The sequence below is a fragment of the Microbacterium sp. NPDC089186 genome, assembly GCF_040685115.1.
Taxonomy (GTDB): Bacteria; Actinomycetota; Actinomycetes; order Actinomycetales; family Microbacteriaceae; genus Microbacterium; species Microbacterium galbum.
In genome coordinates this window covers 287,790-309,540 of record NZ_JBFBHJ010000003.1, presented here as the reverse complement: position 1 = coordinate 309,540, position 21,751 = coordinate 287,790, and the positions used below count along the sequence as shown (strand labels likewise).

Annotated in this window: 22 protein-coding genes, 2 tRNA genes and 2 pseudogenes; 14 read left to right on the top strand and 12 right to left on the bottom strand. The window is 71.2% G+C overall.

The window, feature by feature from the left end:
- Positions 1–52: 52 nt before the first annotated feature.
- From dusB to AB0N82_RS11665, 5 genes are all read left to right on the top strand, one after another.
- On the top strand, positions 53–1,222 hold the full coding sequence (gene dusB, locus AB0N82_RS11685; protein ID WP_363391767.1) for a tRNA dihydrouridine synthase DusB: 1,170 nt from the start codon (positions 53–55) through the stop codon (positions 1,220–1,222).
- Complete coding sequence (locus AB0N82_RS11680) at positions 1,194–2,546, top strand: deoxyguanosinetriphosphate triphosphohydrolase (RefSeq protein ID WP_315995649.1); 1,353 nt, start codon at positions 1,194–1,196, stop codon at positions 2,544–2,546. The genes dusB and AB0N82_RS11680 overlap by 29 nt, the downstream gene beginning before the upstream one ends.
- A complete protein-coding gene (dnaG, locus tag AB0N82_RS11675; protein WP_363391765.1) occupies positions 2,546–4,387 on the top strand; it encodes a DNA primase in 1,842 nt (613 codons plus the stop codon). Before AB0N82_RS11680 ends, dnaG begins: the two co-directional genes overlap by 1 nt.
- A gap of 79 nt (positions 4,388–4,466) precedes the next feature.
- Positions 4,467–5,240 carry an ATP-binding cassette domain-containing protein gene (locus tag AB0N82_RS11670; protein WP_315995651.1) on the top strand — a complete coding sequence of 258 codons (774 nt, stop codon included), beginning with the start codon at positions 4,467–4,469 and terminating at the stop codon, positions 5,238–5,240.
- Positions 5,241–5,302: 62 nt separating this feature from the next.
- Positions 5,303–5,378 (top strand) — tRNA-Asn (locus AB0N82_RS11665).
- A gap of 36 nt (positions 5,379–5,414) precedes the next feature.
- Here AB0N82_RS11665 and AB0N82_RS11660 read toward each other — a convergent pair.
- The 4 genes from AB0N82_RS11660 to AB0N82_RS11645 all read right to left on the bottom strand — a co-directional run bounded on the left by AB0N82_RS11660 (position 5,415) and on the right by AB0N82_RS11645 (position 9,146).
- Positions 5,415–6,467 (bottom strand): hypothetical protein, encoded by a 1,053-nt coding sequence (locus tag AB0N82_RS11660; RefSeq protein WP_363391763.1) that lies wholly within the window; start codon positions 6,465–6,467, stop codon positions 5,415–5,417.
- Between the two features lie 143 nt (positions 6,468–6,610).
- On the bottom strand, positions 6,611–6,754 hold the full coding sequence (locus AB0N82_RS11655) for a hypothetical protein (RefSeq protein WP_363391761.1): 144 nt from the start codon (positions 6,752–6,754) through the stop codon (positions 6,611–6,613).
- 84 nt (positions 6,755–6,838) lie between these two features.
- The gene (locus AB0N82_RS11650) at positions 6,839–8,524 is read right to left on the bottom strand and encodes a protein kinase (protein WP_363391759.1); all 1,686 of its coding nucleotides are present in this window, start codon (positions 8,522–8,524) and stop codon (positions 6,839–6,841) included.
- An 85-nt stretch (positions 8,525–8,609) separates the two neighbouring features.
- Positions 8,610–9,146 carry a DUF2231 domain-containing protein gene (locus tag AB0N82_RS11645; RefSeq protein WP_315995655.1) on the bottom strand — a complete coding sequence of 179 codons (537 nt, stop codon included), beginning with the start codon at positions 9,144–9,146 and terminating at the stop codon, positions 8,610–8,612.
- A 63-nt stretch (positions 9,147–9,209) separates the two neighbouring features.
- Between AB0N82_RS11645 and AB0N82_RS11640 the strand changes: the two are divergent.
- The 3 genes and pseudogenes from AB0N82_RS11640 to glsA all read left to right on the top strand — a co-directional run.
- A pseudogene (locus tag AB0N82_RS11640) lies at positions 9,210–10,217 on the top strand (acyltransferase); the annotation flags it as partial.
- Positions 10,218–10,786: 569 nt separating this feature from the next.
- Positions 10,787–11,758: an SGNH hydrolase domain-containing protein gene (locus AB0N82_RS11635; RefSeq protein ID WP_363391757.1), complete on the top strand. Its 972-nt coding sequence runs from the start codon at positions 10,787–10,789 to the stop codon at positions 11,756–11,758.
- Positions 11,759–11,815: 57 nt separating this feature from the next.
- Positions 11,816–12,760, top strand: a complete 945-nt coding sequence (glsA, locus tag AB0N82_RS11630; RefSeq protein WP_315995657.1) for a glutaminase A — start codon at positions 11,816–11,818, stop codon at positions 12,758–12,760.
- Between the two features lie 102 nt (positions 12,761–12,862).
- Here glsA and def read toward each other — a convergent pair whose 3' ends face one another.
- A complete protein-coding gene (gene def, locus AB0N82_RS11625; protein ID WP_315995658.1) occupies positions 12,863–13,429 on the bottom strand; it encodes a peptide deformylase in 567 nt (188 codons plus the stop codon).
- Between the two features lie 41 nt (positions 13,430–13,470).
- Here def and AB0N82_RS11620 point away from each other — a divergent pair, with 41 nt between their 5' ends.
- The 3 genes from AB0N82_RS11620 to AB0N82_RS11610 all read left to right on the top strand — a co-directional run bounded on the left by AB0N82_RS11620 (position 13,471) and on the right by AB0N82_RS11610 (position 15,549).
- On the top strand, positions 13,471–14,433 hold the full coding sequence (locus AB0N82_RS11620) for a DMT family transporter (protein ID WP_363391754.1): 963 nt from the start codon (positions 13,471–13,473) through the stop codon (positions 14,431–14,433).
- Between the two features lie 20 nt (positions 14,434–14,453).
- The gene (locus tag AB0N82_RS11615; RefSeq protein WP_363391752.1) at positions 14,454–15,398 is read left to right on the top strand and encodes a methyltransferase; all 945 of its coding nucleotides are present in this window, start codon (positions 14,454–14,456) and stop codon (positions 15,396–15,398) included.
- A 77-nt stretch (positions 15,399–15,475) separates the two neighbouring features.
- Positions 15,476–15,549 (top strand) — tRNA-Ile (locus AB0N82_RS11610).
- Between the two features lie 50 nt (positions 15,550–15,599).
- Here the strand turns inward: AB0N82_RS11610 and AB0N82_RS11605 are convergent.
- Positions 15,600–15,836 (bottom strand): annotated as a pseudogene (locus AB0N82_RS11605) (tyrosine-type recombinase/integrase); the annotation flags it as partial.
- Between the two features lie 25 nt (positions 15,837–15,861).
- Here AB0N82_RS11605 and AB0N82_RS11600 point away from each other — a divergent pair.
- From AB0N82_RS11600 to AB0N82_RS11590, 3 genes are all read left to right on the top strand, one after another.
- The gene (locus tag AB0N82_RS11600; protein ID WP_363391750.1) at positions 15,862–16,908 is read left to right on the top strand and encodes a hypothetical protein; all 1,047 of its coding nucleotides are present in this window, start codon (positions 15,862–15,864) and stop codon (positions 16,906–16,908) included.
- A gap of 23 nt (positions 16,909–16,931) precedes the next feature.
- Entirely contained in the window at positions 16,932–17,222 is a 291-nt protein-coding gene (locus AB0N82_RS11595) for a hypothetical protein (protein ID WP_363391748.1), read from the top strand.
- 151 nt (positions 17,223–17,373) lie between these two features.
- Positions 17,374–17,934, top strand: a complete 561-nt coding sequence (locus tag AB0N82_RS11590) for a hypothetical protein (protein ID WP_363391746.1) — start codon at positions 17,374–17,376, stop codon at positions 17,932–17,934.
- Between the two features lie 21 nt (positions 17,935–17,955).
- Here the strand turns inward: AB0N82_RS11590 and AB0N82_RS11585 are convergent, their stop codons facing one another.
- The 6 genes from AB0N82_RS11585 to AB0N82_RS11560 all read right to left on the bottom strand — a co-directional run bounded on the left by AB0N82_RS11585 (position 17,956) and on the right by AB0N82_RS11560 (position 21,735).
- The gene (locus AB0N82_RS11585) at positions 17,956–18,231 is read right to left on the bottom strand and encodes a hypothetical protein (protein ID WP_363391743.1); all 276 of its coding nucleotides are present in this window, start codon (positions 18,229–18,231) and stop codon (positions 17,956–17,958) included.
- Between the two features lie 70 nt (positions 18,232–18,301).
- A complete protein-coding gene (locus AB0N82_RS11580) occupies positions 18,302–18,985 on the bottom strand; it encodes a DUF2510 domain-containing protein (RefSeq protein WP_363391740.1) in 684 nt (227 codons plus the stop codon).
- An 806-nt stretch (positions 18,986–19,791) separates the two neighbouring features.
- Positions 19,792–20,418, bottom strand: a complete 627-nt coding sequence (locus AB0N82_RS11575) for a hypothetical protein (RefSeq protein ID WP_363391737.1) — start codon at positions 20,416–20,418, stop codon at positions 19,792–19,794.
- A gap of 187 nt (positions 20,419–20,605) precedes the next feature.
- A complete protein-coding gene (locus AB0N82_RS11570) occupies positions 20,606–20,929 on the bottom strand; it encodes a hypothetical protein (RefSeq protein WP_363391734.1) in 324 nt (107 codons plus the stop codon).
- Positions 20,930–20,998: 69 nt separating this feature from the next.
- Complete coding sequence (locus AB0N82_RS11565) at positions 20,999–21,292, bottom strand: hypothetical protein (protein WP_363391731.1); 294 nt, start codon at positions 21,290–21,292, stop codon at positions 20,999–21,001.
- Between the two features lie 32 nt (positions 21,293–21,324).
- Positions 21,325–21,735 carry a hypothetical protein gene (locus AB0N82_RS11560; RefSeq protein ID WP_363391728.1) on the bottom strand — a complete coding sequence of 137 codons (411 nt, stop codon included), beginning with the start codon at positions 21,733–21,735 and terminating at the stop codon, positions 21,325–21,327.
- Positions 21,736–21,751 lie beyond the last annotated feature (16 nt).

The window sequence follows — 21,751 nt, the reverse complement described above, 5'->3', positions numbered from 1 at the left end:
CCGCATCCGTCGGGGGCGGGCACCGTCATGAGCGCACGTCTGGGAGAATGACATGGTGAACACGGCACTGGCCCCGGCGCGGACGCTCCGCATCGGCAACATCGAACTCGACGCCCCCGTCGTGCTCGCCCCCATGGCCGGCATCACGAACACGGCGTTCCGTCGCCTGTGTCGCGAATACGGTGCCGGGCTCTATGTGAGCGAGATGATCACGACGCGCGCCCTCGTGGAGCGCAACGACACCACGATGCGGCTCATCCGGCATCACGAGTCCGAGACGCCGCGCTCGATCCAGCTCTACGGCGTCGACCCCGCCACGGTGGAGGCGGCGGTGCGCATGATCGTCGACGAAGACCACGCCGATCACATCGACCTGAACTTCGGCTGCCCCGTCCCGAAGGTCACCCGTCGCGGCGGGGGGGCCGCGCTGCCCTGGAAGACCTCGCTGTTCCGCGAGATCGTCGAGCGCGCGGTCGCGGCCGCGGGCGACAAGCCGCTGACGGTGAAGATGCGCAAGGGCATCGACGCCGACCACCTCACCTACCTCGAGGCCGGTCGCATCGCCGAAGGGGCGGGGGTGGCATCCATCGCCCTGCACGCCCGCACCGCGAGCGAGTTCTACTCGGGCCACGCCGACTGGGCGGCGATCACGAAGCTGAAAGAGACCGTCTCGAGCGTGCCGGTCCTCGGAAACGGCGACATCTGGTCGGCCGACGACGCCGTGCGCATGATGGACGAGACCGGCTGCGACGGCGTCGTCGTCGGTCGCGGCTGCCTCGGTCGCCCGTGGTTGTTCGGCGACCTCGCCCGCGCCCTCGGCGGCCCCGGTGCCGCGCACGGAGAGCCCGTCGACGCCACGCTCGGATTCGTGGCGAAGGCCTTCCGCCGCCACGCCGAGCTGCTCGTGGAGTTCTTCGACGACGAGGGCCGCGGATGCCGCGACATCCGCAAGCACGTCGCCTGGTACTTCAAGGGCTACCCCGTCGGCGGCGAGCTTCGTGCCAGCCTTGCGACCGCGTCGACGCTCGAGGAGATCGACGAGCTGCTGGCCACGATGGAGCTCGACGCGCCCTACCCGGGCGCGGCGGCGGAGGGGCAGCGCGGTCGCGCCGGCACTCCCAAGCGCCCGGCCCTTCCCGACGGCTGGCTCGACTCCCGCGAGATCGGCCACGACGCCGGCCGCGCCCTCGCCGATGCGGAGCTGCACCACAGTGGTGGTTGAGGCGTCGGCCACGGCCGCCCGTCCGGCCGGCTACGACGATGACGACGCCGGCCGTTTCCACGTCGAACGGCACCGCTCGCAGCGCGACGACTTCGCGCGCGATCGCGCCCGCGTGCTGCACTCGGCCGCTCTGCGCCGCCTCGCCGCCAAGACGCAGGTGCTGAGCCCCGCGAGCCCCGCCGATTTCGCCCGCAACCGCCTCACGCACTCGCTCGAGGTCGCTCAGGTGGGCCGCGAGCTCGCGACCGCGCTGCAGCTGTCGCCCGACGTCGTCGACACCGCGTGCCTCAGCCACGATCTCGGTCACCCGCCCTTCGGGCACAACGGCGAGCGGGCGCTCAACGAATGGGCTGACGACATCGGCGGGTTCGAGGGCAACGCGCAGACCCTGCGGATCCTCACGCGCCTCGAGCCCAAGGTGTTCGGCGCCGACGGCGAACCGTTCGGTCTGAACCTGACCCGCGCCAGCCTCGACGCCACGTGCAAGTACCCGTGGACGGTCGACGAGCCGGTGCCCGACCCGGGCGGTCGGCTGAAGTTCGGCGTCTACCCCGACGACGAGCCGGTGTTCCACTGGATGCGCGGGGGCGCCCCGGCGCGACAGCGCTGCATCGAAGCCGAGGTCATGGACCTCTCCGACGACATCGCCTATTCGGTGCACGACTTCGAGGACGCCGTCGTCAACCGCTACGTCGATCCTGCGCGACTGGCCTCACGGGTCGGTCGCGAGGGGCTCCTCGACGCCATCCAGCGCTGGGTCGGGTACGACTTCGTGCGCGACGACCTGGCCGCAGGGCTCGAGCGACTCATGGCCATGCCGGAGTGGATCCACTCCTTCGACGGCACCCGGCCCGCGCTCGCGCGACTGAAGAACCTCACCTCCGACCTGATCGGTCGGTTCGCCCGCGCGGCCACCGCGGCGACGCGCGAGGCGTACCCCGCCGACGAGCTCACCCGCTACCGCGCGCATGTCATCGTCCCGGCCGAGGTCGAGGTCGAGATGGCGGTGCTGAAGGGCATCATCGGCGCGACCGTCGTCTCGATCGACGGCCGCAAGGTGCTGTACCGCGAACAGCGCCACGTGCTCAAGCGTCTGGCCTCCGCGCTGTGGGAGAACCCCGGTGCGCTCGACGCCCTGCACGCCCCCGACTTCGCCGCCGCGGCCGACGACGCCGCGCGCCGCCGCGTCGTCGTCGACCAGGTCGCGAGCCTCACCGACCAGCTGGCCATCTCGTGGCATGGGCGTCTCGTGGGCGAGGTCGACGCCGCCGAGCTCGGTGTCTGGGCCCCCGGCGCGCGGGCGTCGCGCGGAGCGGATGCCTGATGGCCGGACGCATCCGTCAGGCCGACGTCGACGAGGTCAAAGCGCGGGTGAACATCGCCGACGTGATCGGCGAACGGGTCGCGCTCAAGCCCGCCGGCGTCGGGTCGATGAAGGGACTGTGCCCCTTCCACGACGAGCGCAGCCCGAGCTTCAACGTGCGGCCGCAGGTCGGCTACTACCACTGCTTCGGCTGCGGCGAATCGGGTGACGTCTACTCGTTCCTGCGCGCGATGGACCACGTCTCGTTCACCGAGGCGGTCGAGCGCATGGCGGCCCGTGTCGGCTACACCCTGCACTACGAAGACGGGGGAGCGGCCCCCGAGACGTCGGGGCGGTCACGCCTGTACGCCGCGAACGCGGCCGCGGCGGAGTACTTCCGCGCGCAGCTGATGACCCCCGAGGCCGAGACCGGCCGCCGTTTCCTCGGCGATCGCGGGTTCGACGCGGGGGCGGCGGCGCACTTCGGTGTCGGATACGCACCCAAGGGCTGGTCGCATCTGCTCGACCACCTGAATGCGCAGAAGTTCACGCGCGACGAGCTGCTGCAGGCCGGGCTCGTCTCCCAAGGGCAGCGCGGGGTCTACGACCGGTTCCGCGGGCGCCTGGTGTGGCCGATCCGCGACATCACCGGCCAGGTGATCGGCTTCGGGGCGCGCAAGCTCTACGACGACGACCAGGGCCCGAAGTACCTCAACACCCCCGAGACCCCGCTCTACAAGAAGACCCAGGTGCTCTACGGGCTCGATCTGGCCAAGCGCGACATCTCGCGATCGCACCGCGTGGTGGTCGTCGAGGGCTACACCGACGTCATGGCCTGCCACCTCGCGGGCGTGACCACCGCCATCGCCTCGTGCGGCACGGCCTTCGGCAGCGACCACATCACCGTGCTCCGCCGCGTGATGGGCGATGACAGCAGCTCCGGCGAGGTCGTGTTCACCTTCGATCCGGATGCCGCGGGGCAGAAGGCGGCGCTGCGCGCCTTCGCCGACGAGAAGCGATTCGCGGCCCAGACGTACGTCGCCGTGGCTCCCGAGGGCCTCGACCCGTGCGACCTGCGCCTCCAGCGCGGCGACGGCGCCGTCCGCTCGCTCATGGAGACCAAGGCCCCCATGTTCGAGTTCGTCATCGACCAGCGTCTCAAGGACTTCAACCTCTCCAGCGTCGAGGGGCGCGCCGGTGCCCTCCACGCGGCGGCGCCCATCGTGGCCGACATCCGCGACCCCGCGCTGCGGCCGGGTTACGTCCGCGTGCTGGCGCGCCGACTCGGACTCGACATCCCCGAGGTGCAGGCCGCCGTCGAACGCGCCGCCCGCGGCGCCGACCGCGCCGAGAAGCGCGACGCGCAGCGCACCGCCGAGCCCGCCCCGGTCGCCGTGTCGGTCACGATGGCTTCGCTCCCGCACACCCGCGACGTCGCGCTCGAGCGCGGGGCCATGATGGCGTTCCTGCAGTACGGGCACCGGATCGATCCCGACCTGTTCCTGCGTGCGCTGCAGACGCCGTTCGGCCACCCCGCTCTCGAAGCGGTCCGCAGCTCTCTGGCATCCACCGATCTGTCGCAACCGGGCTGGGCCGTCACGGCCGTCGAGGCGGTGCGCGAGCCGTTCCGTTCGCTCGCCGCCGAGCTGCTGACGGCCGAGTTCCCGGCGCGCACCGAGGAGGGCGCGGTGGCGTCGGCGAACGACCTCGCCCGCGGCCTGCTCGTGCGCGAACTGCAGCGCGAGAAGGACGAGCTGCTGCGCGGGATCCAGCGTGTTCCCGCGGAGTCCGAGGAGGGGCGCCGCCTCCGCCTGCGCCTGCGCGAACTGGATGCCGATCGCCAGCGTCTCGTCGCCGGCTGAGACCGACGCGCGCTACCGCACCGGCGTGTCGTGAGGAAGCCCCGCGACGGGGAGGCGGATCCTCGGCGAGGATGGGGGCATGCCCCGGTCACTCGACACCGACGTCGCCCTCCGCACCGACGACCTCTCGCTCGCGCGCAGCGGCGTGCGCGTGATCGACGGCATCACCCTCACCCTGCCCGCCGGGCGCACGCTCGTGGTGCGCGGGGCGACCGGGGCGGGGAAGACCTCGCTCGTGTCACTGCTGGCCGGTCACCCCGACGACGGCCTCACGGTCGTCGGCGGAGACGCGCGCGTGCACGGCATCTCGGCACGGCGTCCCGGTCGTGCCCGTCGTGAGTGGACCTTCCACACCGGCTACCTGCCGCAGGGAGCCGGTGCCGGATTGCCCTCCCGCCTCACCGTGCAGGATGTCATCGCCGAGCCCATCACCAGCCGCGACCGCCGGGTCAACACCCGGGCGCTGGCGGTGCGCGTGGCGACGCTGCTCGACGAGATGGAACTGCCGCTGGGCACCGCGCCCAAGTACCCCTACGAACTGAGCGCCGGCATGCGCCAACGCGTCGCCCTCGCGCGCGCCCTCGTTCTCGAGCCGCGCCTCTTCGTGGCCGACGACCTCTACGCCAACCTCGACGTCGAGGTGCGCGCCGCCGCGCGCGCGTCGATCATCCGCCGCCGCGACGAGCGGGGGATGGCCTCGCTCATCGTCACGAACGACGCGGATGCCCCGCGCGATCTGGACGCCGACGTGCTCGTGCTGCACGCCGGCCACGCCGTCGCCCTGGGACACGGCGACCAGACGCTGCAGTGGACACCCGACGGCACGCCCGAGCGACGGATTTCGGCCCGCTGATTTTTCCGCCGCCCCCGCGTGCTGTTAGTATCGTGGGGTTGCCCGCCGCGAGGTGAGCATGATCCTCGGTAGCTCAATTGGCAGAGCAATCGGCTGTTAACCGATAGGTTCTTGGTTCGAGTCCAAGCCGGGGAGCCACAGAAGGCCCGACCTCCGCGTCGGGCCTTCGTCGTCTCACCCGACGGCGACGGGCAGGTCTTCGTCGGAACGCGGCGGATGCGCGACGAGGTCGCGCGCCTGCGCGGAGTCGAGGTGCGTGGGGAACAGCGTCCGCGAGAACCTCCCCGTCGGATCTTCCTTCGCGCGGGGCAGCTCGATCGCCGCGGCGTCCACCAGGGCGAGCGCGGCTCGTCGCTGCACCGGAGTCATCGCGAGCGCGCCGTGGCGACGCAGCAGCAGGGGGACGCGGAGCTTCTCCGGCCCCTCCAGGATGAGGAACAGCGATCGCGTCCCGCCGATGATCATCGCGGTGGCGCTCAAGCGCGCCGAGGTCAGCTCGCTCCCCGCGACGACCCGCGACCCGACCCGCGCGCGTCCCGCCTCGACGTCGACCCACACGTCGGGGACCTGGCGCCGCGCCCACGCGACTCCGCCCGCGACGGCGGCCACCACGCCGACCCCGAGGGCGACGAGGATCCCCGCCGGCGCCTCGCGAACGGTCAGCAGCACGAGCGGCACGAACTGCCACACGCCCCACACCCCGGCGACGAGGGCGGGAACGGCGAAGATGAGCAGGGAGCCGCGATCTCGCCGCGAGACGAGGATCCACCCCGAGGGGAGCGGACCGTCGCCGGGTACGGCATCCTCTTCTTTCCGACCCCGCCCCGTCCCGCGCGCGATGACGATGCTCACGGCGCCGAGGATCAGCAGGCCGACCCCCAGAGCGCCGAAACGCACCGTCGCGCGTTCGCCGTCATCCATCCCGTGCGAGAGCACCAGGATGCCGAGCCCTCCGGCCACACCGACCCACCCCTGCACCCGCAGCAGACGGCGTGCGCGGCGGTGCGCCGCGGCGCGGTCGGGGGTGCGCGGGGAGGCGGCGGGCTCCGGCTCCCACGACGAGCGGGTCGCCCAGACCAACGCGACGCCGACGCCCGTCAGGCCCGCGGCGAGCCCGAGGGCCGACACCAGGCTGACGACGCCGCCCGAGGGGAGCGAGACGAGGGATGCCACCACCACAGGCAGTGCGACGACGGCGACGACGATCGCGGCTCTCCTCGGCGACATTCTTCCCCCCGCGCACAGTGAAGCGCGATCCGCGCCCGCACGCGAGGGGTTGCGGCCGGCCCGCTCCGGATGCCACGGCCGTGAACGGGGGAGGCGGCTTCGCGCCGCGGAGCAGGCATACGCTCCAGAGCGAGATCGGCGGGTCAGGCCCGGTCGTCGAGGCCTTCGGTGCGTCGGGCCTCTTCCTCGGCGGGGTCGGCGTCCATGTCGGGGACGATGGAGGTGTCGTCGCGGTCGGTCTTCTGCGCGGCGGGGTCGGGGACGGGGAGACGGTCGGGATCACTCATGCCGGTAGCGCATCATGCTGCCGCGTCCGGCGTCACGACCGTTGACACGCAAGACCCGCCGCGCCGATCCGCACGACCGTCGCATCACCGCTTCCCGGGGCCGCCGTTCGCGTTACCGACGCCCGCGCCGTTTCCGTTGCCTGAGCCGTTGGCGTTCCCGTTCCCGTTCCCGTTCCGGTTATCTGCGCCGTTCGCGTTGCCTCGGCCCGATCCGGGCCCCCCGCCGGCATCCCTCCCCGGCTCGGCTCCTGACCCCGGACCGGGGTCCGTTCCCGGGTCCGACACGGGCGGGTCGGCGGGCGCGGGCTCGAGCGGCACGACCTCGACGGGAGTCTGATCGGCGGGTGACGTCTCGGTCGTTCGCTGGTCGGTGTTCACGACCGGATCGACGAGCGTGTCGGAGACCGGTGCCGAGGGAGTCGACTCCGGGGTCTCGGCCACGAGCGAGGGCGCAGGGGAGGGGACGCCCCCGGTGGCGGGGACGCCGCCCGCTCCCGCGAACGAGAACGCGACGAGGTGGCCCCCGACCACGACGGCGGCGGCCGTCCCGACCCCGGCCCACGCCCACCGGCGTCGGCGTGAGCGCGCCGCAGCGGGAACCGTCTCTCGCTCTGCCGGGTCGGATGCCACAGGCGAGGGGTGATCTTCGTCCAGCGCGGCCGACCTCGCCGTGGAGGATGCTGCGTCGAGGAATGCAGGAGCTGCCACCGGCCCGGCGGGCCGGCTGGCAGCCACAGCCGGAACGGGTGCCGTCACCCGCGCGGTGGGGGAATCGTCATCCGGCGTCGGATCGGGCAGGCCGAGGTCGGCCCATGTGGTGCCCGTCGCCACGGTCAGCGGACCCGTGTCGGCCGCGATCGCCTGCTGGCCGACCGCGAGCGCCGCCGCTCGCTCGGCCACCGCGGACGCACGGGGGCGGGCGGACGGATCGTGGGCGGTCATCGCCGACAGCAGGGATCTCCACTCGTAGCCGAGCGTCGACGGAACGTCGGGTTGCCGCGCGAGCCGCGCCAGCAGGGTCTCCTGCACGGATCCGCCGCCGAACGGGTGGAGGCGGGTGAGGGCCTCGATCGCCAGAAGCCCGAGCGCGTAGACGTCCGAGGCAGGCTGCGGCGCCTCACCGCGCACCTGCTCGGGGGCGAGGTACGCAGCGGTGCCGATGACCGTCCCGGGTGTCGTCAGCCGCGTGGCATCCACGAGGTGGGCGACGCCGAAGTCGGCCAGCACGGCTTCGACGGCGCGGTCGCTTCCCCGCAGGGGTCGCAACAAGACGTTCGAGGGCTTGACGTCGCGGTGCACGATCCCCGCCTCGTGGACGATGGCGAGGGCTGCGGCGAGGTCGGCCATGATGCCGGCGACCTCGGCGGGGGCGAGCACCCCCTGTTCGATACGCCGCTGGAGCGACGGACCGTTGATGAGCTCCATCACGAGGTAGACGTGATCGTCGGTGTCGAGGCGGGCGTCGTAGAGCGTCACGAGCGCCGGGTGATCGAGGGCGGCCAGTGCGCGCGCCTCCGCCATCCGACGCAAGGACTCGGCCTCGTCGGTGCGGTCGGTGAAGAAGATCTTGATCGCGACGTCACGGCGGAGCACCTCGTCGCGGGCGCGGAACACCCGTCCCATCCCTCCGGCGCCGATGCGCTCGGCGAGCACGTAGCGCCCTCCGAGGATGTCACCGGCGTGGGGCATCGTCAGGTCGGGAGCGTGGCTCATCGGTTCCTTCACAGGGGGTGCCGCGAGGGCGAGCAGCGGGCGGGCGTCGGGCGACATCCACCGATCCGAACGCTACGGGCCTCCGCCGCTCGCACAGCAGGGGTAGCGGCGGGCGCGGGGGGCGCGCATAATGACGGGCCGATCAGTTGCCGCCGCTGTCGCTCGACCACACCGCTCGCGCCCCGCTGTCGCCCACTTGCACGACCGAGTAAGTGGTCGCTCCGGCGACCAGCACCGCGACCACCGCGATGACGATCGTGGCCACGCGCGCCCCGGGTCTGGTCGTGCGCGCCGCGTCGTCGGTGCGTCGTGCCCGCAGTCGGAACCACAGCCACTGCCCGGCGGCGACGACGAAGAGCCCGATCGCCCACGGCAGGAGCTGGTCGCCGAGCTCGGTGTGCCGTTCGAGCACGGCGGATTCCGGCACCTGCCGCTCCAGCGCCTCTCCGGCCTCCTTCGCCAACGGTACGAAGACGAGGGCGACGAGCGCGACGATCGGGGTCAGCATGCCGAGCCGTCGGCGCGCCGCCGGCCACACGCTTCCCACGACCAGCATGAGGGCGGCGAGGGGGATGAGCACCACGACGGCATGGACCAGGAGAGGGTGGGCGGGGAGCCCGGCGATCTGCCACATGCGCTGATCGAAGCACCACCGCACGGGGGAATCTGGGGCTTGCACGTGGTCAGGCTCCGTGCTGCGTAATGAGGACACCGGTGGCGTTCATATGGGAGCGCTTCCACTATGCTCTTCCCGGCCGCTTCCCACCGGTCGGAAGGGACTCCCGTGACCGCTGGTGCCCCGCGCGTGCGCCGCGACCTCCAGGGGCTTCGAGCGGTGGCCGTTCTCGCCGTCGTCGCGACGCATCTCACGGGGTGGCCGCGCGGAGGGTTCGTCGGTGTGGACGTGTTCTTCGTCTTGTCGGGGTTCCTCGTGACCGGCATCCTTCTCGCCGATCTGCGCGCCGAGGGGACCGTTCGCCTGGCAGCCTTCTTCGCGCGGCGGGTGAAACGCCTGCTCCCCGCGGCTCTGCTCGTCATCGGCGGGGTCGTGGCCGTGGCATCCGCGCTCTTCTCCGCCACCCGGGTCGATCGCACCCTCGGCGACGCCCTGGCCGCGGTGGGCCTGGTGTCGAACTGGCGCTTCGGGCTCGAGGGCCGCGACTACTTCGCCACCGGCGACGTCTCACCCCTGCAGCACTTCTGGTCGCTCTCGGTCGAAGAGCAGTTCTCCCTCGTCTGGCCCCTCCTGGTGCTGCTGGCGGTGGCGCTCCTGCCCGCAGCTGCCCGTCGCGGACGCATCGCCCGCGCGACGATCGCGGTCCTCGCGCTCGCGGTCGTGGTGGCATCCGGTGCCGCCGCCGTGATGCTGACGCCGGGCGACCCCTCGTTGGCGTACTTCTCGACCGTCACGCGGGTGGGGGAACTCGCCGTGGGTGCGGTGCTCGCCGCGAGCGCCGGCCCGCTCTCCCGCGTCCCGGCCCCGATCGGCGGGGCAGGGGCCTGGACCGGTGTGGCGGTCATCGTCGCGGCGTTCTTCGTGGTGGACCCCGCCGCTCCCTTCCCCGCGCCCTGGGCGGCGCTGCCCGTAGCCGGTGCTGCTCTGGTGATCGCGGGCGGAGTGGCCGGCGACCCGCGTCACCGCCATCTCTTCGTGTTGACCAATCCCCTCTCCGTCGCCCTCGGCGACATGTCGTACTCGCTTTACCTCTGGCACCTCCCGGTCATCGTCTTCGCCGGCGTGGTGCTGACGCCGGGGCCGGCGGCCCTCGCGATCACCGCTCTCGCGATCGTCGTCCTCTCGGTCGCGACCTTTCTGGGCGTCGAGCAACCACTGCATCGCCTGCCGTGGCCGCGCGGTCGACACGTCGCCCTCGAGGCCCCGGCCTCGGCGCGCACCACCCCCGCCGCGCGACCCACGACCACCGCGCGCACCACCCCGGCCGCGCGCACCACCCCCGCCGCGCGACCCACGACCGCCGCGCCTCCGGCGGCCGCCGCGCCTCAGGCCCGTGTCGGCGCCCTCGCGTCGCGTCCCGCGGGCTGGGTGCCCGGTCAGCGGTACTACCCGGGCGCGCGACCCGCCGCCCGCGCCGAGGTCGAGGCCGCTCTTCCCGCGTCCGAGGAAACCGCCTCCGCCGAGCGCTCCGCCCCCGCGGCGCAAGCCCCCCGGCCGCCCCCGCCGAGCCGGGTCGTGCGACCGCCTCGCCCGTACGCACCCCCGCCGCGACCTCCTCGCCCGCGACCGGCGCCCCGACCACGGTCCCGTCCACCGCCGAGGCATGGGCGTCGTGGCGCTCTCGTTTCGCCCCGCGCGTCGGAATGGCCCTCGCCACCCTCGTCATCGGCGCCGGCGCGACCCTCCTCGCCGTCTTCGCGACCTACGGCGCCCCCACCCTTCCGGGCATGCCCGTCGCCGCGCCGGCCCCGGCCGAGGTCGACGCCGTGGCCGGAGACGCGCTCGCCACGCTGCAGAGCGACCTCGCGGCCGCGACGACGGCGAGCACCTGGCCCACCCTGCATCCGTCGCTCGACGACGCCATGCGCGACTCGTCGGCCGCCAACCTTGCGCACGACTGCTTCACCCCCGATCGTGCCCCCGATCTCCGCGGCTGCACGTGGGGCGATCCCGGCGCCGCGCACCACCTCTACCTCGTGGGCGACTCCAGCGCGATGGCCTACGCGCCCGCGTTCGCGCGTCTGGCCGACGAGAGCGGCGGCGCCTGGCGGGTGACGACCGTCGGCATGTACGGATGCCGTTTCACCGACGTCCTGATCGAGAGCCGTGACCCCGCGGTCACGGCCGGCTGCGGCGCACGCAAGAGCGACGTGGCGGCGATGGTGGCGTCCGACCCCGCGGATCTGCTCGTGGTGTCGAACGCGTTCACCCTCGCGCGCACGATCGACGGTCGGGACCTGAACGCGGGCGAACTGGCATCCTCCACCGCCCGGGAGGTCGCCGGCTGGGCTCCGCCGGGACGCACCGTGTATCTGGCGCCTCCGCCGCACGGCGCCGACCTCGGCCGGTGCTTCTCGCCCATCATGGGACCGGCATCGTGCCTGTCCGCCGTCGACGACGTCTGGACCGCCATGGAGGAGGCGAGCGAGAAGCAGGCGGCGTCGACCGGCGACGCCGCGATCAGCGCGCTGCCCTTCACCTGCTGGCAGGGGGGCTGTCCCGCTTTCGCCGGCGACACCCCCGTGCGCTACGACGACACGCACGTGACGCCGGCTTTCGCCGAGCGCCTGACCCCGATCCTGCGCGGCGAACTGGCGGCGCGCGGCCTCTACTGACCGCCGGAAAGCGCAATCGCCCGCGCCTGCGCCGGAGAGGGCTGCGAGGGTGGGGGAGTGACCCCTCCCGCATCGCCGTCTCCTGCCGACCCCTCCCGTTACGACGTCGAGGCGCTGCGCACGCGCCTGCGCCCCCACCGCGATGGTCGGGTCGACGACAGCATCCCGGCTCTCGCCGCCGCCGACCCCGACCTGTGCGCCATCGCCCTGGCCCTGCCGGACGGCAGCGTCCGCGGCAGTGCCGAGGCCGGTGTTCGCGTCAGCGTGCAGTCGGCGGTCAAGCCGTTCCTGTTCGCTCTCGCGCTGCTCGACACCGATGGCGGTGCCCTGGAGCGCGTCGGCATCGAACCGACGGGGGAGTCCTTCGACGCCATCACGCTCGAGACCGGCACGGGTCGTCCGCCGAACCCGATGGTCAATGCGGGTGCGCTGCTCACGGCATCCCTCGTCGACGGCACGGGCCCGGAGGGGCGGATGCAGCGGATCGCGGCCGGGCTGGCGGCATTCGCCGGCCGCGAGCTCGACGTCGACGACGAGGTCGCCCACGATGAGCACCTGCGGGGTGACCGCAATCACGCCCTCGCCCACCTCCTGCGCGCGGAAGGCGTGCTCGACGCGTCGGCCGACGACGCCGTCGCCGTCTACGCGCGGGCGTGCGCGACGCTGGTGGATGCCGAGACCCTCGCCATCATGGGCGCGACGCTGGCGGGAGGCGGCGTCAACCCGCGCACGGGAGACCGCGTGATCCCCGCGCGCGTCGCTCGAGACGTCGTGTCGGTGATGGCGACGTGCGGGATGTACGACGGATCGGGACGATGGATGCGGGCGGTCGGTGTCCCGGCCAAGTCGAGCGTGTCGGGCGGGATCGTCCTCGCCGCACGCGGCGGTCTGGGAGCCGCGATCATCAGCCCGCCGCTGGACGCTCAGGGCACGAGTGTGCGAGGACACGTGGCGAGCGAGCTCCTCAGTGAGGACCTCGGGCTGCACGCCTTCGGCGGGTGAGGTGCGGGGCGGTCCCGGGCGCACGACAGCAGACGAGGCCGTCGGTCGGCCGCTCGTATGGTCCGGATCGCGTCCCCCGGATGCCGGGACCGGCGGGGACGGTCAGGCGTCGATGTCGTCGACGCCCGGCATCCACGAGGCGCCCGGCTTCCCCCACTTGCGCTTCTTCGCGATCTTGGCGACCACGCGCGCGTCCTCGTCATCGAGACGGTCGATGTACAGGATGCCGTCGAGGTGATCGAATTCGTGCTGCAGGATGCGTGCGCGCCACCCCGACACCTCGATGCGCACCGCGTGGCCGTCGAGGTCGGTGCCCGTGAGCACAGCGGCCTCCGACCGGCGGAGCGGGAAACGCTCGCCGGGGAACGACAGGCACCCTTCGCTCTCGTCGTCGGGGTCGGGGTAGCCCGGCTCGAGCGGACGGATCCACAGCTCCGGGTTGATCACGACGCCGCGCCACGGGAGACCCTCGTCGTCCTCGTACGTGTACGTGAAGATCCGCAGACCCACGCCCACCTGGGGGGCGGCGAGGCCGACGCCGGGGGCGGCATCCATCGTCTCGAACATGTCGGCGACGAGCTGACGCACCTCGTCGGTGATCTCGTCGACGCGGGAGGCGGGAGCGTGCAACACGGGATCGCCCATGATGCGGATCGGGAGTACGGCCACGTCACCAGCCTATCCAGCGGGCGGACGGCTATCGTCGAGGGGTGATCCCGCTCGATGCAACCCTCAGCGACGGAATCGACCAGCTCGTCGGCGTGTTCCGCGATCCGCGCATCCTGCTCGGCATCCCGCTCGCCCTGCTGGGTGCGGTGTTCATGTCGTTCGGGGCGCAGTACCAGCACCGCGGGGTGCAGAAGGTGGAGCGCCTGTCGGGCAAGACCACCGGGGGGCTCTCGCGCTCGCAGCTCGCCTCGTTGCTGACGCGCCCGTCGTGGGTGGCGGGCACGCTCATGCTGGGCCTCGCGATCGTCTGCCAGCTCTCCGCGCTCTCGGTGGCGCCGCTCATCCTCGTGCAGCCCCTCGGCGCGATCGCCCTGGTCATCACGACCGTGCTGAATGCGCGCGTGTCGCGCCACAAGCCGACCAAGCAGTCGCTGTTCGCAATCGCGCTGTGCGTCGGCGGCATCTTCATCTTCGTGACGATCGCCGCGTTCTTCGCCACCGAGCACGTCATCACCGAGCGCGAACTGCTGATCATCCTCGGCATCCTCGCCGTGGTCGTCATCGTGTTCGGCGTGTTCTGGGTGCTCGTTCGTCGTCGCGCGCAGGCGCTGTTCTACATCATGGCCGCGGGCGTGATCTACGGGTTCGTCGCGACGCTCGCGAAGGTCGTCATCAGCCGCGCCCAGGCCGGCAACTTCGAGTGGCTGACGCTTCTCTGCCTCGTGGCGCTGCTCGCCGCGGTCGCGGTCGGCGCGTACTTCGTGCAGACGGCCTACTCGGTCGGTCCGCCCGACCTGGTGATCGCGGGACTGACCGTCATCGACCCCATCGTCGCCGTGCTCATCGGCCTGCTCGTCCTCGGCGAGGCCTCCACGGCCCCCGCCTGGGCGCTCATCGGGTTCGTCATCGCGGGGGCGATCGCCACCTGGGGCGTCATCCAGCTGACGAAGCACCACCCGCAGATCACCGCCGACGGCAAGCCCGCCGCACCGCGCGTGCACTGACGAGGCGACGGGATCCGGCGGTGTCGTTGCGTTCGCCGACCGCACGCTTGGCCGGTCGCACGTACTTCGCGCTGCAGGCGGTGGCCGGCGCCGCCTGGTGGGTGTCGGTGTTCACCGTGCCCTTCGTCCGTGAAGCGACCCTCGGCGGGCTCGACCCGGTCGTTGTGGCCGTGGTCGACATCCCGCTGTTCGTCGTGTCGTCCGCCCTGGCCGCCGTGCTGCCGGGCCGGGCGTCACGGGTGGCAGCGGGAGCGGCGACCGCCTGGACCCTGGTGGTGACGGCCCTCCTCGCGCTGTACGCGACGATGACGACCCTCGCCGGGGTGGGGGTGATCCTCATGATCGCGGCGAGCGCCGCCTCCGTGGGCGCGTGGCTGCTGCTCGTCTTCGGCCGCATCCCGACCTCGCTGCTGCTGGTCGGTCTGTTCGCCTTCCGACCGGCTCGCTCGCGCGCGACGCCCCTGGCCCACGTCATCGCGACGGCCGCGCAGATCGTCGTGTTCTGGGGACTCTTCCTCGTCGTGTTCCCCCTCGTCATCCGTTTCCTCGAGGAGCGGTGGCGGCTCGTGCTGCCGCTGCACCACGGCGTGGTCATCACGGGGGTCACGGTCGTGGTCGCCGCCAGCGCCCTCGGGCTGTGGTCGGCGGCGGCCATGACCGTCAAGGGGGACGGCACGCCCCTGCCCTCCGCCATGCCGAACCGTCTGGTGGTGGCGGGGCCGTACCGTTTCGTCCGCAACCCGATGGCGCTCGCGGGCATCGCGCAGGGCGTGGGGGTCGGACTGCTGATGTCATCGTGGATGGTGGTCGTCTACGCTCTCGCGGGCTCGCTCGTCTGGAACTACGCGATCCGTCCCCACGAGGAGTCCGACCTGGTCCGGGCCTTCGGCGACGACTATCTCGCCTACGCGCACGACGTGCGGTGCTGGATCCCCCGCCTGACGCCGGTGGTCTCTCGGCGCTAGCCGCGCGCATACGGACGGCGCCGGCCGCGATCGCTTTCGAGATCGGCATCCGGATGCCGGTAGGCTCGTTTCCGCTGGGGGCGGTGGCCAAGCTGGTCAAGGCAGCGGGCTCATAACCCGACGATCGTGGGTTCAAGTCCCACCCGCCCTACTCAAGCCCTCCGCCTGGTTTTGCCAGGTCGGGGGGCTTTTTTTGTTGCCTCAGGACGCGCGGATACCGAGGTCTGCCCACACTTTGCCCACATCCGTTGCGGCTGTGGCGCGCGCGTCAAGCAGCGTGGCGACGTTGTCGAGGTCGTCGTCGAAGAGGTCTGCGTAGGTGTCGAGGGTCATGGCCGCGGACTTGTGGCCGAGCATCCGCTGCAGCACCTTGACGTTGGCGCCGGCCGACACGGCGAGCGACGCTGCGGTGTGTCGAAGGTCGTGCGGGGTGAGGCGCTCGATGCCGGCCGTCCGGAGACCGGTGAGGAACCACGACTTCGGCGCGAACGGCATCGTTCTCCGCGGTGAGGGCGCTGGCGGGTACAACTTCGAGGCGGTCGTGGAGAACATCGAGGGCGCCGCGCTGCTCGCCGAGCCGGGCTTCCGGCTCACCCCGGGTGGCCTGCGTGTCGCGCTGCAGGTCTTCCGCGCGCTCAAGGGCGTGGACTGGCGCGCCGGCGGACGCATGGAACCGGACGTGATCTTCGAGGACGGGCACTACGAGGACAGCAACATCGGCCTCGACCTGCGCACCGCCATGCTGGCCCCCGGCATCCACCGGAACACGTTCCGCTCCACCTCCGGTGCGCAGCCAATTGCGGTGCGGTTCGACCCGGCAATGCCGGTCTCAAAGGCCGTCATCAGCGAGAACGTCGCCATCGACACCGCCACGTTTATCGACGGCCGTGCAGCGCTCACCGAGCTCGTCGAGCGCGACAACCGCGTCGTGTCGACGTCGGTGGACCCGAGCGTGATCTTCTTCGACCAGATGACGGCCTTCCCGGACGTCAGCGGACTCGGCGACGGGTGGATCGCCGCCTCCGTCGGTGCGTTCACGCAAAGTCACGTCTGGGGTCGCGGGCGCTACGGCGCGCAGCCTCAGCCGGGCGGCACCGGAAACTCGGGAGCGGGCGTCCGCTACCGCGACGCCGGCGTCCTCGGCTACTCGATCAGCGCGTGGATCGACCCGCCCTCCACCGGAATCGGCCGCCGCGGCATCGTCGCGTCGTTCGATCCGGCGACGGGTGTCTGCATGGTGATCGAAAACTCCTCGACCTACTACCAGGTCACCCGGTACGACCTGGCCGGAGCACGTCAGACCGTCGCAACGTCAACGGTCCCGACGGCCACGCGGGCGCACGTCGAGATCCGCCAGAGCGCCACAGGCAACTCGTTCTGGTTCTACATCAACGGCGAGCTCGTGCGCGAGGTGTTCAACACCAGCACCGTCCCGAAGACGCGCTACACAGGCATGTTCGGCCTGGCGTCCGCGGACGGCTGGATCAACGGTCTGGCGATCCGCCCGTGAGCGGCGCGAGAGGAGAAGACGCGATGTCCGACGGCGTGGTGAAGCGGACGGCGCTCGAGCGGCTGCAGGCGGCCCTGGGCGACCTGCCCGAGGAGCGATCGGCGCAGATCAAGGTGACGATCGAGACGGAAGGGGAGGTCGCCGCTGAGTGGCACGACGGCGACGCCTGGACGTACGTCTCGATTCGCGAGGACGACACGATGTTCCTCGTGCGTCAGCGTGGTCACGAACTTGAGGAAAAGGTGGTGCCCTTCGACGAGCGGCTGCTCCCCGCCCTTTTCGACTGGTCCGCGGAGCAGGAAGCGCCCGCCTGAGCATGGTGGGGCCGCGCAGCTAGAGCAAGGGCGCGCGGCTCAAACGACACGGCCACGACCCGACTGCGCCCGCCACACTGAACGCCCCCGGCGTCCCTCCTCGGAGGTGACGCCGGGGGCGTTTCGTCGTTCCTGGCTATAGGGTGCGGGTATGTCGCAAGTCCTCGTCCGCTGCCCTGTGCATGGCATCCAGTCTGCGGGCGGCATGTTCGGGGGCGACGCGAGCGTCATCTTCCGCAACGTGGGACTCAGTTGCCCGGTGCCGGGGTGCAGGCAGACGGCGTCGATGCTCGAGGGGGAGTACGAGTTTCGCGATTCGCTGCGGCTTCCCACGCTCTTCACTCCGACTCCGGCGGAAGCGCGGCGATTGCGGAATGTTCTGATTTGGGCGCAGGCGGAGGCGGCAAGCGACCGCCGTCCCGCGGAGGCGATCGCCGCCACGATCGAGCGCACGTTGGAGAAGGATGCTCCCGCAGTCGCGGGTTGGCTGAGCGCATTCAAGGGCCCAGTCAGTGCAAACGCAGCGGCCTGGCTGGCTGTGCTCCTAGCGATTCTCATGTGGGTCACGTCCGGGAGCGACGGCTTGACCCCGGAAGACGTGAGTCGGATCGTCGAGGAGACGGTCAAGACGGTGCAAGACGGCGGCTCGCCCGCCGGAGGTCCGCCAGCGATACCTCCTGCGGCGCCTGACGCGCCCGCCACCGGCCCGTAGGCAGCAGAGGCGTAGGGCGCTTCACCGGTTGCGAACGGTAATGAGTGCCCACCCGTCGGGGATCTGCGCGTCGAGCGCGGCGCGGTCGGCGGCTTCGATGTCGCGCGCGCCGTCGCGGCGGACGAACGTCCCGACCGCGGGGAGGAGTGTGGTGCCCTTGCCCATCGTGACGGGGGTGTTCGCGAGCTCGAACCCGGGAGGGCACTGCGCTTCGAGCAGGTCGTGCGCTTCGGCAAGGGAGTGGGCCTCGACCTCAACGCTGCGGGTTTCGACGCGGCGGATGGTTCCAATCAGCACCGGTCCATCGTAGAAGCGTCCGCCGACATCTTCCCCCGCTCATTCGGTCGGCGCACTGGGGCCCCGGAGATCAGCCGCGTGCCAGCTGCCAGGTCAGGTAGCCCGCTTCCTTCACGTTCACCTCGACGGCGTATTGCACCCCGTCCTCGAGCGCCGCGACGCACGTGAAGGTGTTGCCTTCGACCATGGACGGCGCGGCCGGGCAGTCGACGTCGACGAACGCGAGGCCCTGCTGGCTGGACCAGGCGAGGATGGCCTGTTCGGTGCCTGCCTCATCGAACACTGCGGGAGCGAACCAGGCGGCGACGGCGGGCGCCACGACGACGAAGAACCACAGCGTCGCCAGCGCTGAGATGCAGATTCCGACGATGGCTTTGGTACGGCCGACGGCGACGCCGGTGACCTCACGGATCCGCTGCGAGCGGATGAGTCCGATGATGCTCAGCGCGAGCGCACCGAGCTGCAGGAGCAGCGTGACGGAGATGACGCCGGACGCGATCGCCAGCCACATGCCGGCGGTGGCGAGCGGGTTTCGAGGGAGGGCCTTCCGCTCGCTGGGGGTGAGGGCGCCGTACCCGTCGGGCGCCTCCAGCAGCGGCATGGAGTCGTAGGACGGCGTCACCTGAACGGGAGGGGGCGGGGGCGCGGTGACCGGCGCTGCGGGGGCGGTATGCGCCGTCCATGACGTACCGTCCCAGTACCGCTGGCCTGTCGGGGATGAGGCCTCGGGGTACCAGCCGGGCGGTGTCGACATCATGCAGCCTTTCATATAGGAGCATGCCCACATCGGCGAGCCCCAGTCTGGTCAGCCTACGGTGCCCGCGCTCGGCGAATCTGGAGCACGAGGTCAGCCTAAGCGGCGGACGGTGACGGCGTCGGGTCGCTGTGCGCCCGGCCTTAGAGCTGGTGGTTGATGTGCGAGTGCTCTGGCTGAGACCTGGGGCGTTCGCGAAGATGTTGAGTGTGACGTCCGTCGGCGTCGGTGCATTCGTCTGATATGCCGACGCGTTGACGTACAGCCCGTCCGGCGTTGACGACTGGCCCGGTTGCAGGGTGATCATGTAGACGTCTCGACCGGGGGACGTCCACCCGTTTCTGTATGCCGCGCCAACAGTGGTGGGCGAGTAGGTGACCGTGACGGTGACGGTGAGTGCTTCGGTCGTGGGGTTGGCCACGATGGCGGCTGCCTCGAAGGTCCGGATGCCGGGGTACAACTGCTCGGTTGTCGTGAGTGGGACGGTCTGCTCGCTTGCCGACGCGGCGGGGGCGGCCACCGCGAGGGCGATGACTGGTGCCGCCCATGCTCCAGCGAGCAGCGCTCCGCGCCTAGATACCTGTGGCGGCGCTTCGCGGCCCTGAGGGTTCTGCACGTGCTGAGACTCGAGGGAAAGTTGCCTGGCCGCACTACCAAAATCGGTCCGGCCCCGCCCGACAAAAAGGTTCACCGGCTCACATGCCGCGGACGGTCACCGCGTGGCGCCAGACGACGGGCTACCGGTGCCCGCCGTCGCGGGCGCATCGAGCACTCCGACGCGGTCGCTCGAGAATGCGCGCGGATCGCTACTCCCGGATGAGCCATGCTCGACCGCCGATGACGGTCTGGTCCAGGGGCGGGTTTGAGACTCGGGCGTCGTAGCGGAACCGCACGGGGTAGTAGGTGTTCGCCTTCGGCAAGCTGTCAATGGTCAGGGGCCACCGGCGCTTCGCATGATCGCCGGGGTAGATCTCGACGGAGAGCGACTCGGCGCGGCGGGTGTACGGGGCGTCGACGTCCATGCCGACGCCGATGTCGTATTCCGGGAGGCCGATGCTCGAGCCCCAGACGCGGTCGCCAATGCCGGAGAAGTATGTGGAGGAGCCGGGGGTGGCGAAGACGTCGGCGCCGAGGGTGATGAAGCTGCCGCGCCATGTCCAGTAATGGCAGGTCCCGGTGTTAGTGAGGCGGGTGTCGACGTGGAGGACGTCGCCGACGGAGACCTTATAGACGGGCTCCCTCTTGCCATCGACCGTGCGGTAGGCGTCGGGCTTCTCGACCGGGTAGGAGGTCATTGTTGCGGTGATGGCGGCGCCCGCTTTACCTGGCACGGTGAGGCAGTCGGGTGCGTCGGCCGCCTGAGCTGCCGACGGGGCGAGCCCGATGGATAGCGCCAGAAGCGGGGCCAGGGCGAGGGTGATACGACGGCGCATTCGGCTCTCCTAGTCGAGACGTATGCGCAGGCTATGGCGGGGCATCAATACGCGGCCAGTGATTGCGGTGCCGCGGCACTGACCGGTATGCAACCAGGCGCCGTCGACATGGAAGGGGCGCGGCTTGGACAGAAGCGGTGATGCACGCGCGCCCACGCAGAAATGATCCCCGCACCGACGGGCGATGTCACGCGGCGAGTTCGACGCGACGGCCCACACCCCACTCTTCTGTGTCTGTCGTCGACACGATGGCGTACGTACCCGGTGGAACTCCTGGCAGAGCACTCAGCTCTCGCGCCAAGTCGAGCAGCGCATCCTCGTCCGCATCCGCGAGGAAGAACAGGTACTCGCCGTCGTACTCTTCCCCGTCGCCGTACATTTCTCCCCGGCCTTCACCCTCCAATTGGAAGAGGAAGCTCTCGATGGTCTCCAGGTACGGGTAGGGGTACTCGCCGTCCGGCACGGTGGAGGGTGCGAGCGGAACGTGGACTTCGATGACAGGTTCTGACACGGTCTCAGTTTGCTGTGCGCCACCCCAGCCCGCCTGATGTGTTTCCAGCCGACCGGGTAGTTGTCTCGCTCACGAGAACGGACCCAGGCGGCGCACCCTGACGGCGTTGCGCCAGACAACGGGCTGCCAGTGCCCGCCGTCGCAGGGCACCTCGAGTACGACGATGCGGTCGTTCGCGCCCATCGCCCACGCCTCGACGCGCTCGGCGGCTCGGTTCGGCCACTGCACCCACGCCCACACGGGCCGCTTCTGCTCGAACCACTCGACCGGCTGCGACCCGCACGCCTGCAGCGGGAGCGTGATCGGATGAACGGATGCCAGCGTGCGCGACAGCATCTCGTCGCTGACCTTCGTCGAACCCATAGACCGGTCCCCTTCCCCGGCCGGTAGACAGGCTACGCCGCGAACGGGCGAGCGTCGAAGGCGCGGGCAAGAGCGGCGTCCTGCAACATCGTGGGCGCGCTGAACGCGCCGTCGACGGCCAGTCCTACGAGGTAGACGGCCCCGCCCCCCAGTGTGGCTCGGCGCAGCTTGGCGAGGGTGTCTGGCCCGTACAGCCGGGTGACGGCGCGGGCGATCTCGTGGATGTCTACGGAGCGTCGGTCGCGGCCGCTTGTCCAGCCGGAGAACGAGATGATGACGAGCGCGCCTGAGAACAGTGTGGACTCGAGCGAGCCGGGCGCGTCGAGTCGTGAGACTCCCACCTTGATGCTTCCCTCACCGGTTGAGATGTGCGCGAAGGCCGGCTCGACGTCGTTCATCGACTCATCAAAGGGTCGGCGTCGTAGTGGTGTCAGATCGTCCATAGTGGGACCGTACGAT

What these genes read in the sequence shown, in the direction of transcription:
- AB0N82_RS11595 (WP_363391748.1), top strand. Translation starts at nt 16,932, where the DNA reads ATGTCCGACGGCGTGGTGAAGCGGACGGCGCTCGAGCGGCTGCAGGCG.
- AB0N82_RS11650 (WP_363391759.1), bottom strand. Translation starts at nt 8,524, where the DNA reads ATGTCGCCCGACGCCCGCCCGCTGCTCGCCCTCGCGGCACCCCCTGTG.
- AB0N82_RS11575 (WP_363391737.1), bottom strand. Translation starts at nt 20,418, where the DNA reads ATGCGCCGTCGTATCACCCTCGCCCTGGCCCCGCTTCTGGCGCTATCC.
- AB0N82_RS11670 (WP_315995651.1), top strand. Translation starts at nt 4,467, where the DNA reads ATGCCCCGGTCACTCGACACCGACGTCGCCCTCCGCACCGACGACCTC.
- AB0N82_RS11680 (WP_315995649.1), top strand. Translation starts at nt 1,194, where the DNA reads ATGCGGAGCTGCACCACAGTGGTGGTTGAGGCGTCGGCCACGGCCGCC.
- AB0N82_RS11560 (WP_363391728.1), bottom strand. Translation starts at nt 21,735, where the DNA reads ATGGACGATCTGACACCACTACGACGCCGACCCTTTGATGAGTCGATG.
- AB0N82_RS11655 (WP_363391761.1), bottom strand. Translation starts at nt 6,754, where the DNA reads ATGAGTGATCCCGACCGTCTCCCCGTCCCCGACCCCGCCGCGCAGAAG.
- dnaG (WP_363391765.1), top strand. Translation starts at nt 2,546, where the DNA reads ATGGCCGGACGCATCCGTCAGGCCGACGTCGACGAGGTCAAAGCGCGG.
- AB0N82_RS11565 (WP_363391731.1), bottom strand. Translation starts at nt 21,292, where the DNA reads ATGGGTTCGACGAAGGTCAGCGACGAGATGCTGTCGCGCACGCTGGCA.
- dusB (WP_363391767.1), top strand. Translation starts at nt 53, where the DNA reads ATGGTGAACACGGCACTGGCCCCGGCGCGGACGCTCCGCATCGGCAAC.
- AB0N82_RS11635 (WP_363391757.1), top strand. Translation starts at nt 10,787, where the DNA reads ATGGCCCTCGCCACCCTCGTCATCGGCGCCGGCGCGACCCTCCTCGCC.
- AB0N82_RS11590 (WP_363391746.1), top strand. Translation starts at nt 17,374, where the DNA reads ATGTCGCAAGTCCTCGTCCGCTGCCCTGTGCATGGCATCCAGTCTGCG.
- AB0N82_RS11580 (WP_363391740.1), bottom strand. Translation starts at nt 18,985, where the DNA reads ATGTCGACACCGCCCGGCTGGTACCCCGAGGCCTCATCCCCGACAGGC.
- AB0N82_RS11660 (WP_363391763.1), bottom strand. Translation starts at nt 6,467, where the DNA reads ATGTCGCCGAGGAGAGCCGCGATCGTCGTCGCCGTCGTCGCACTGCCT.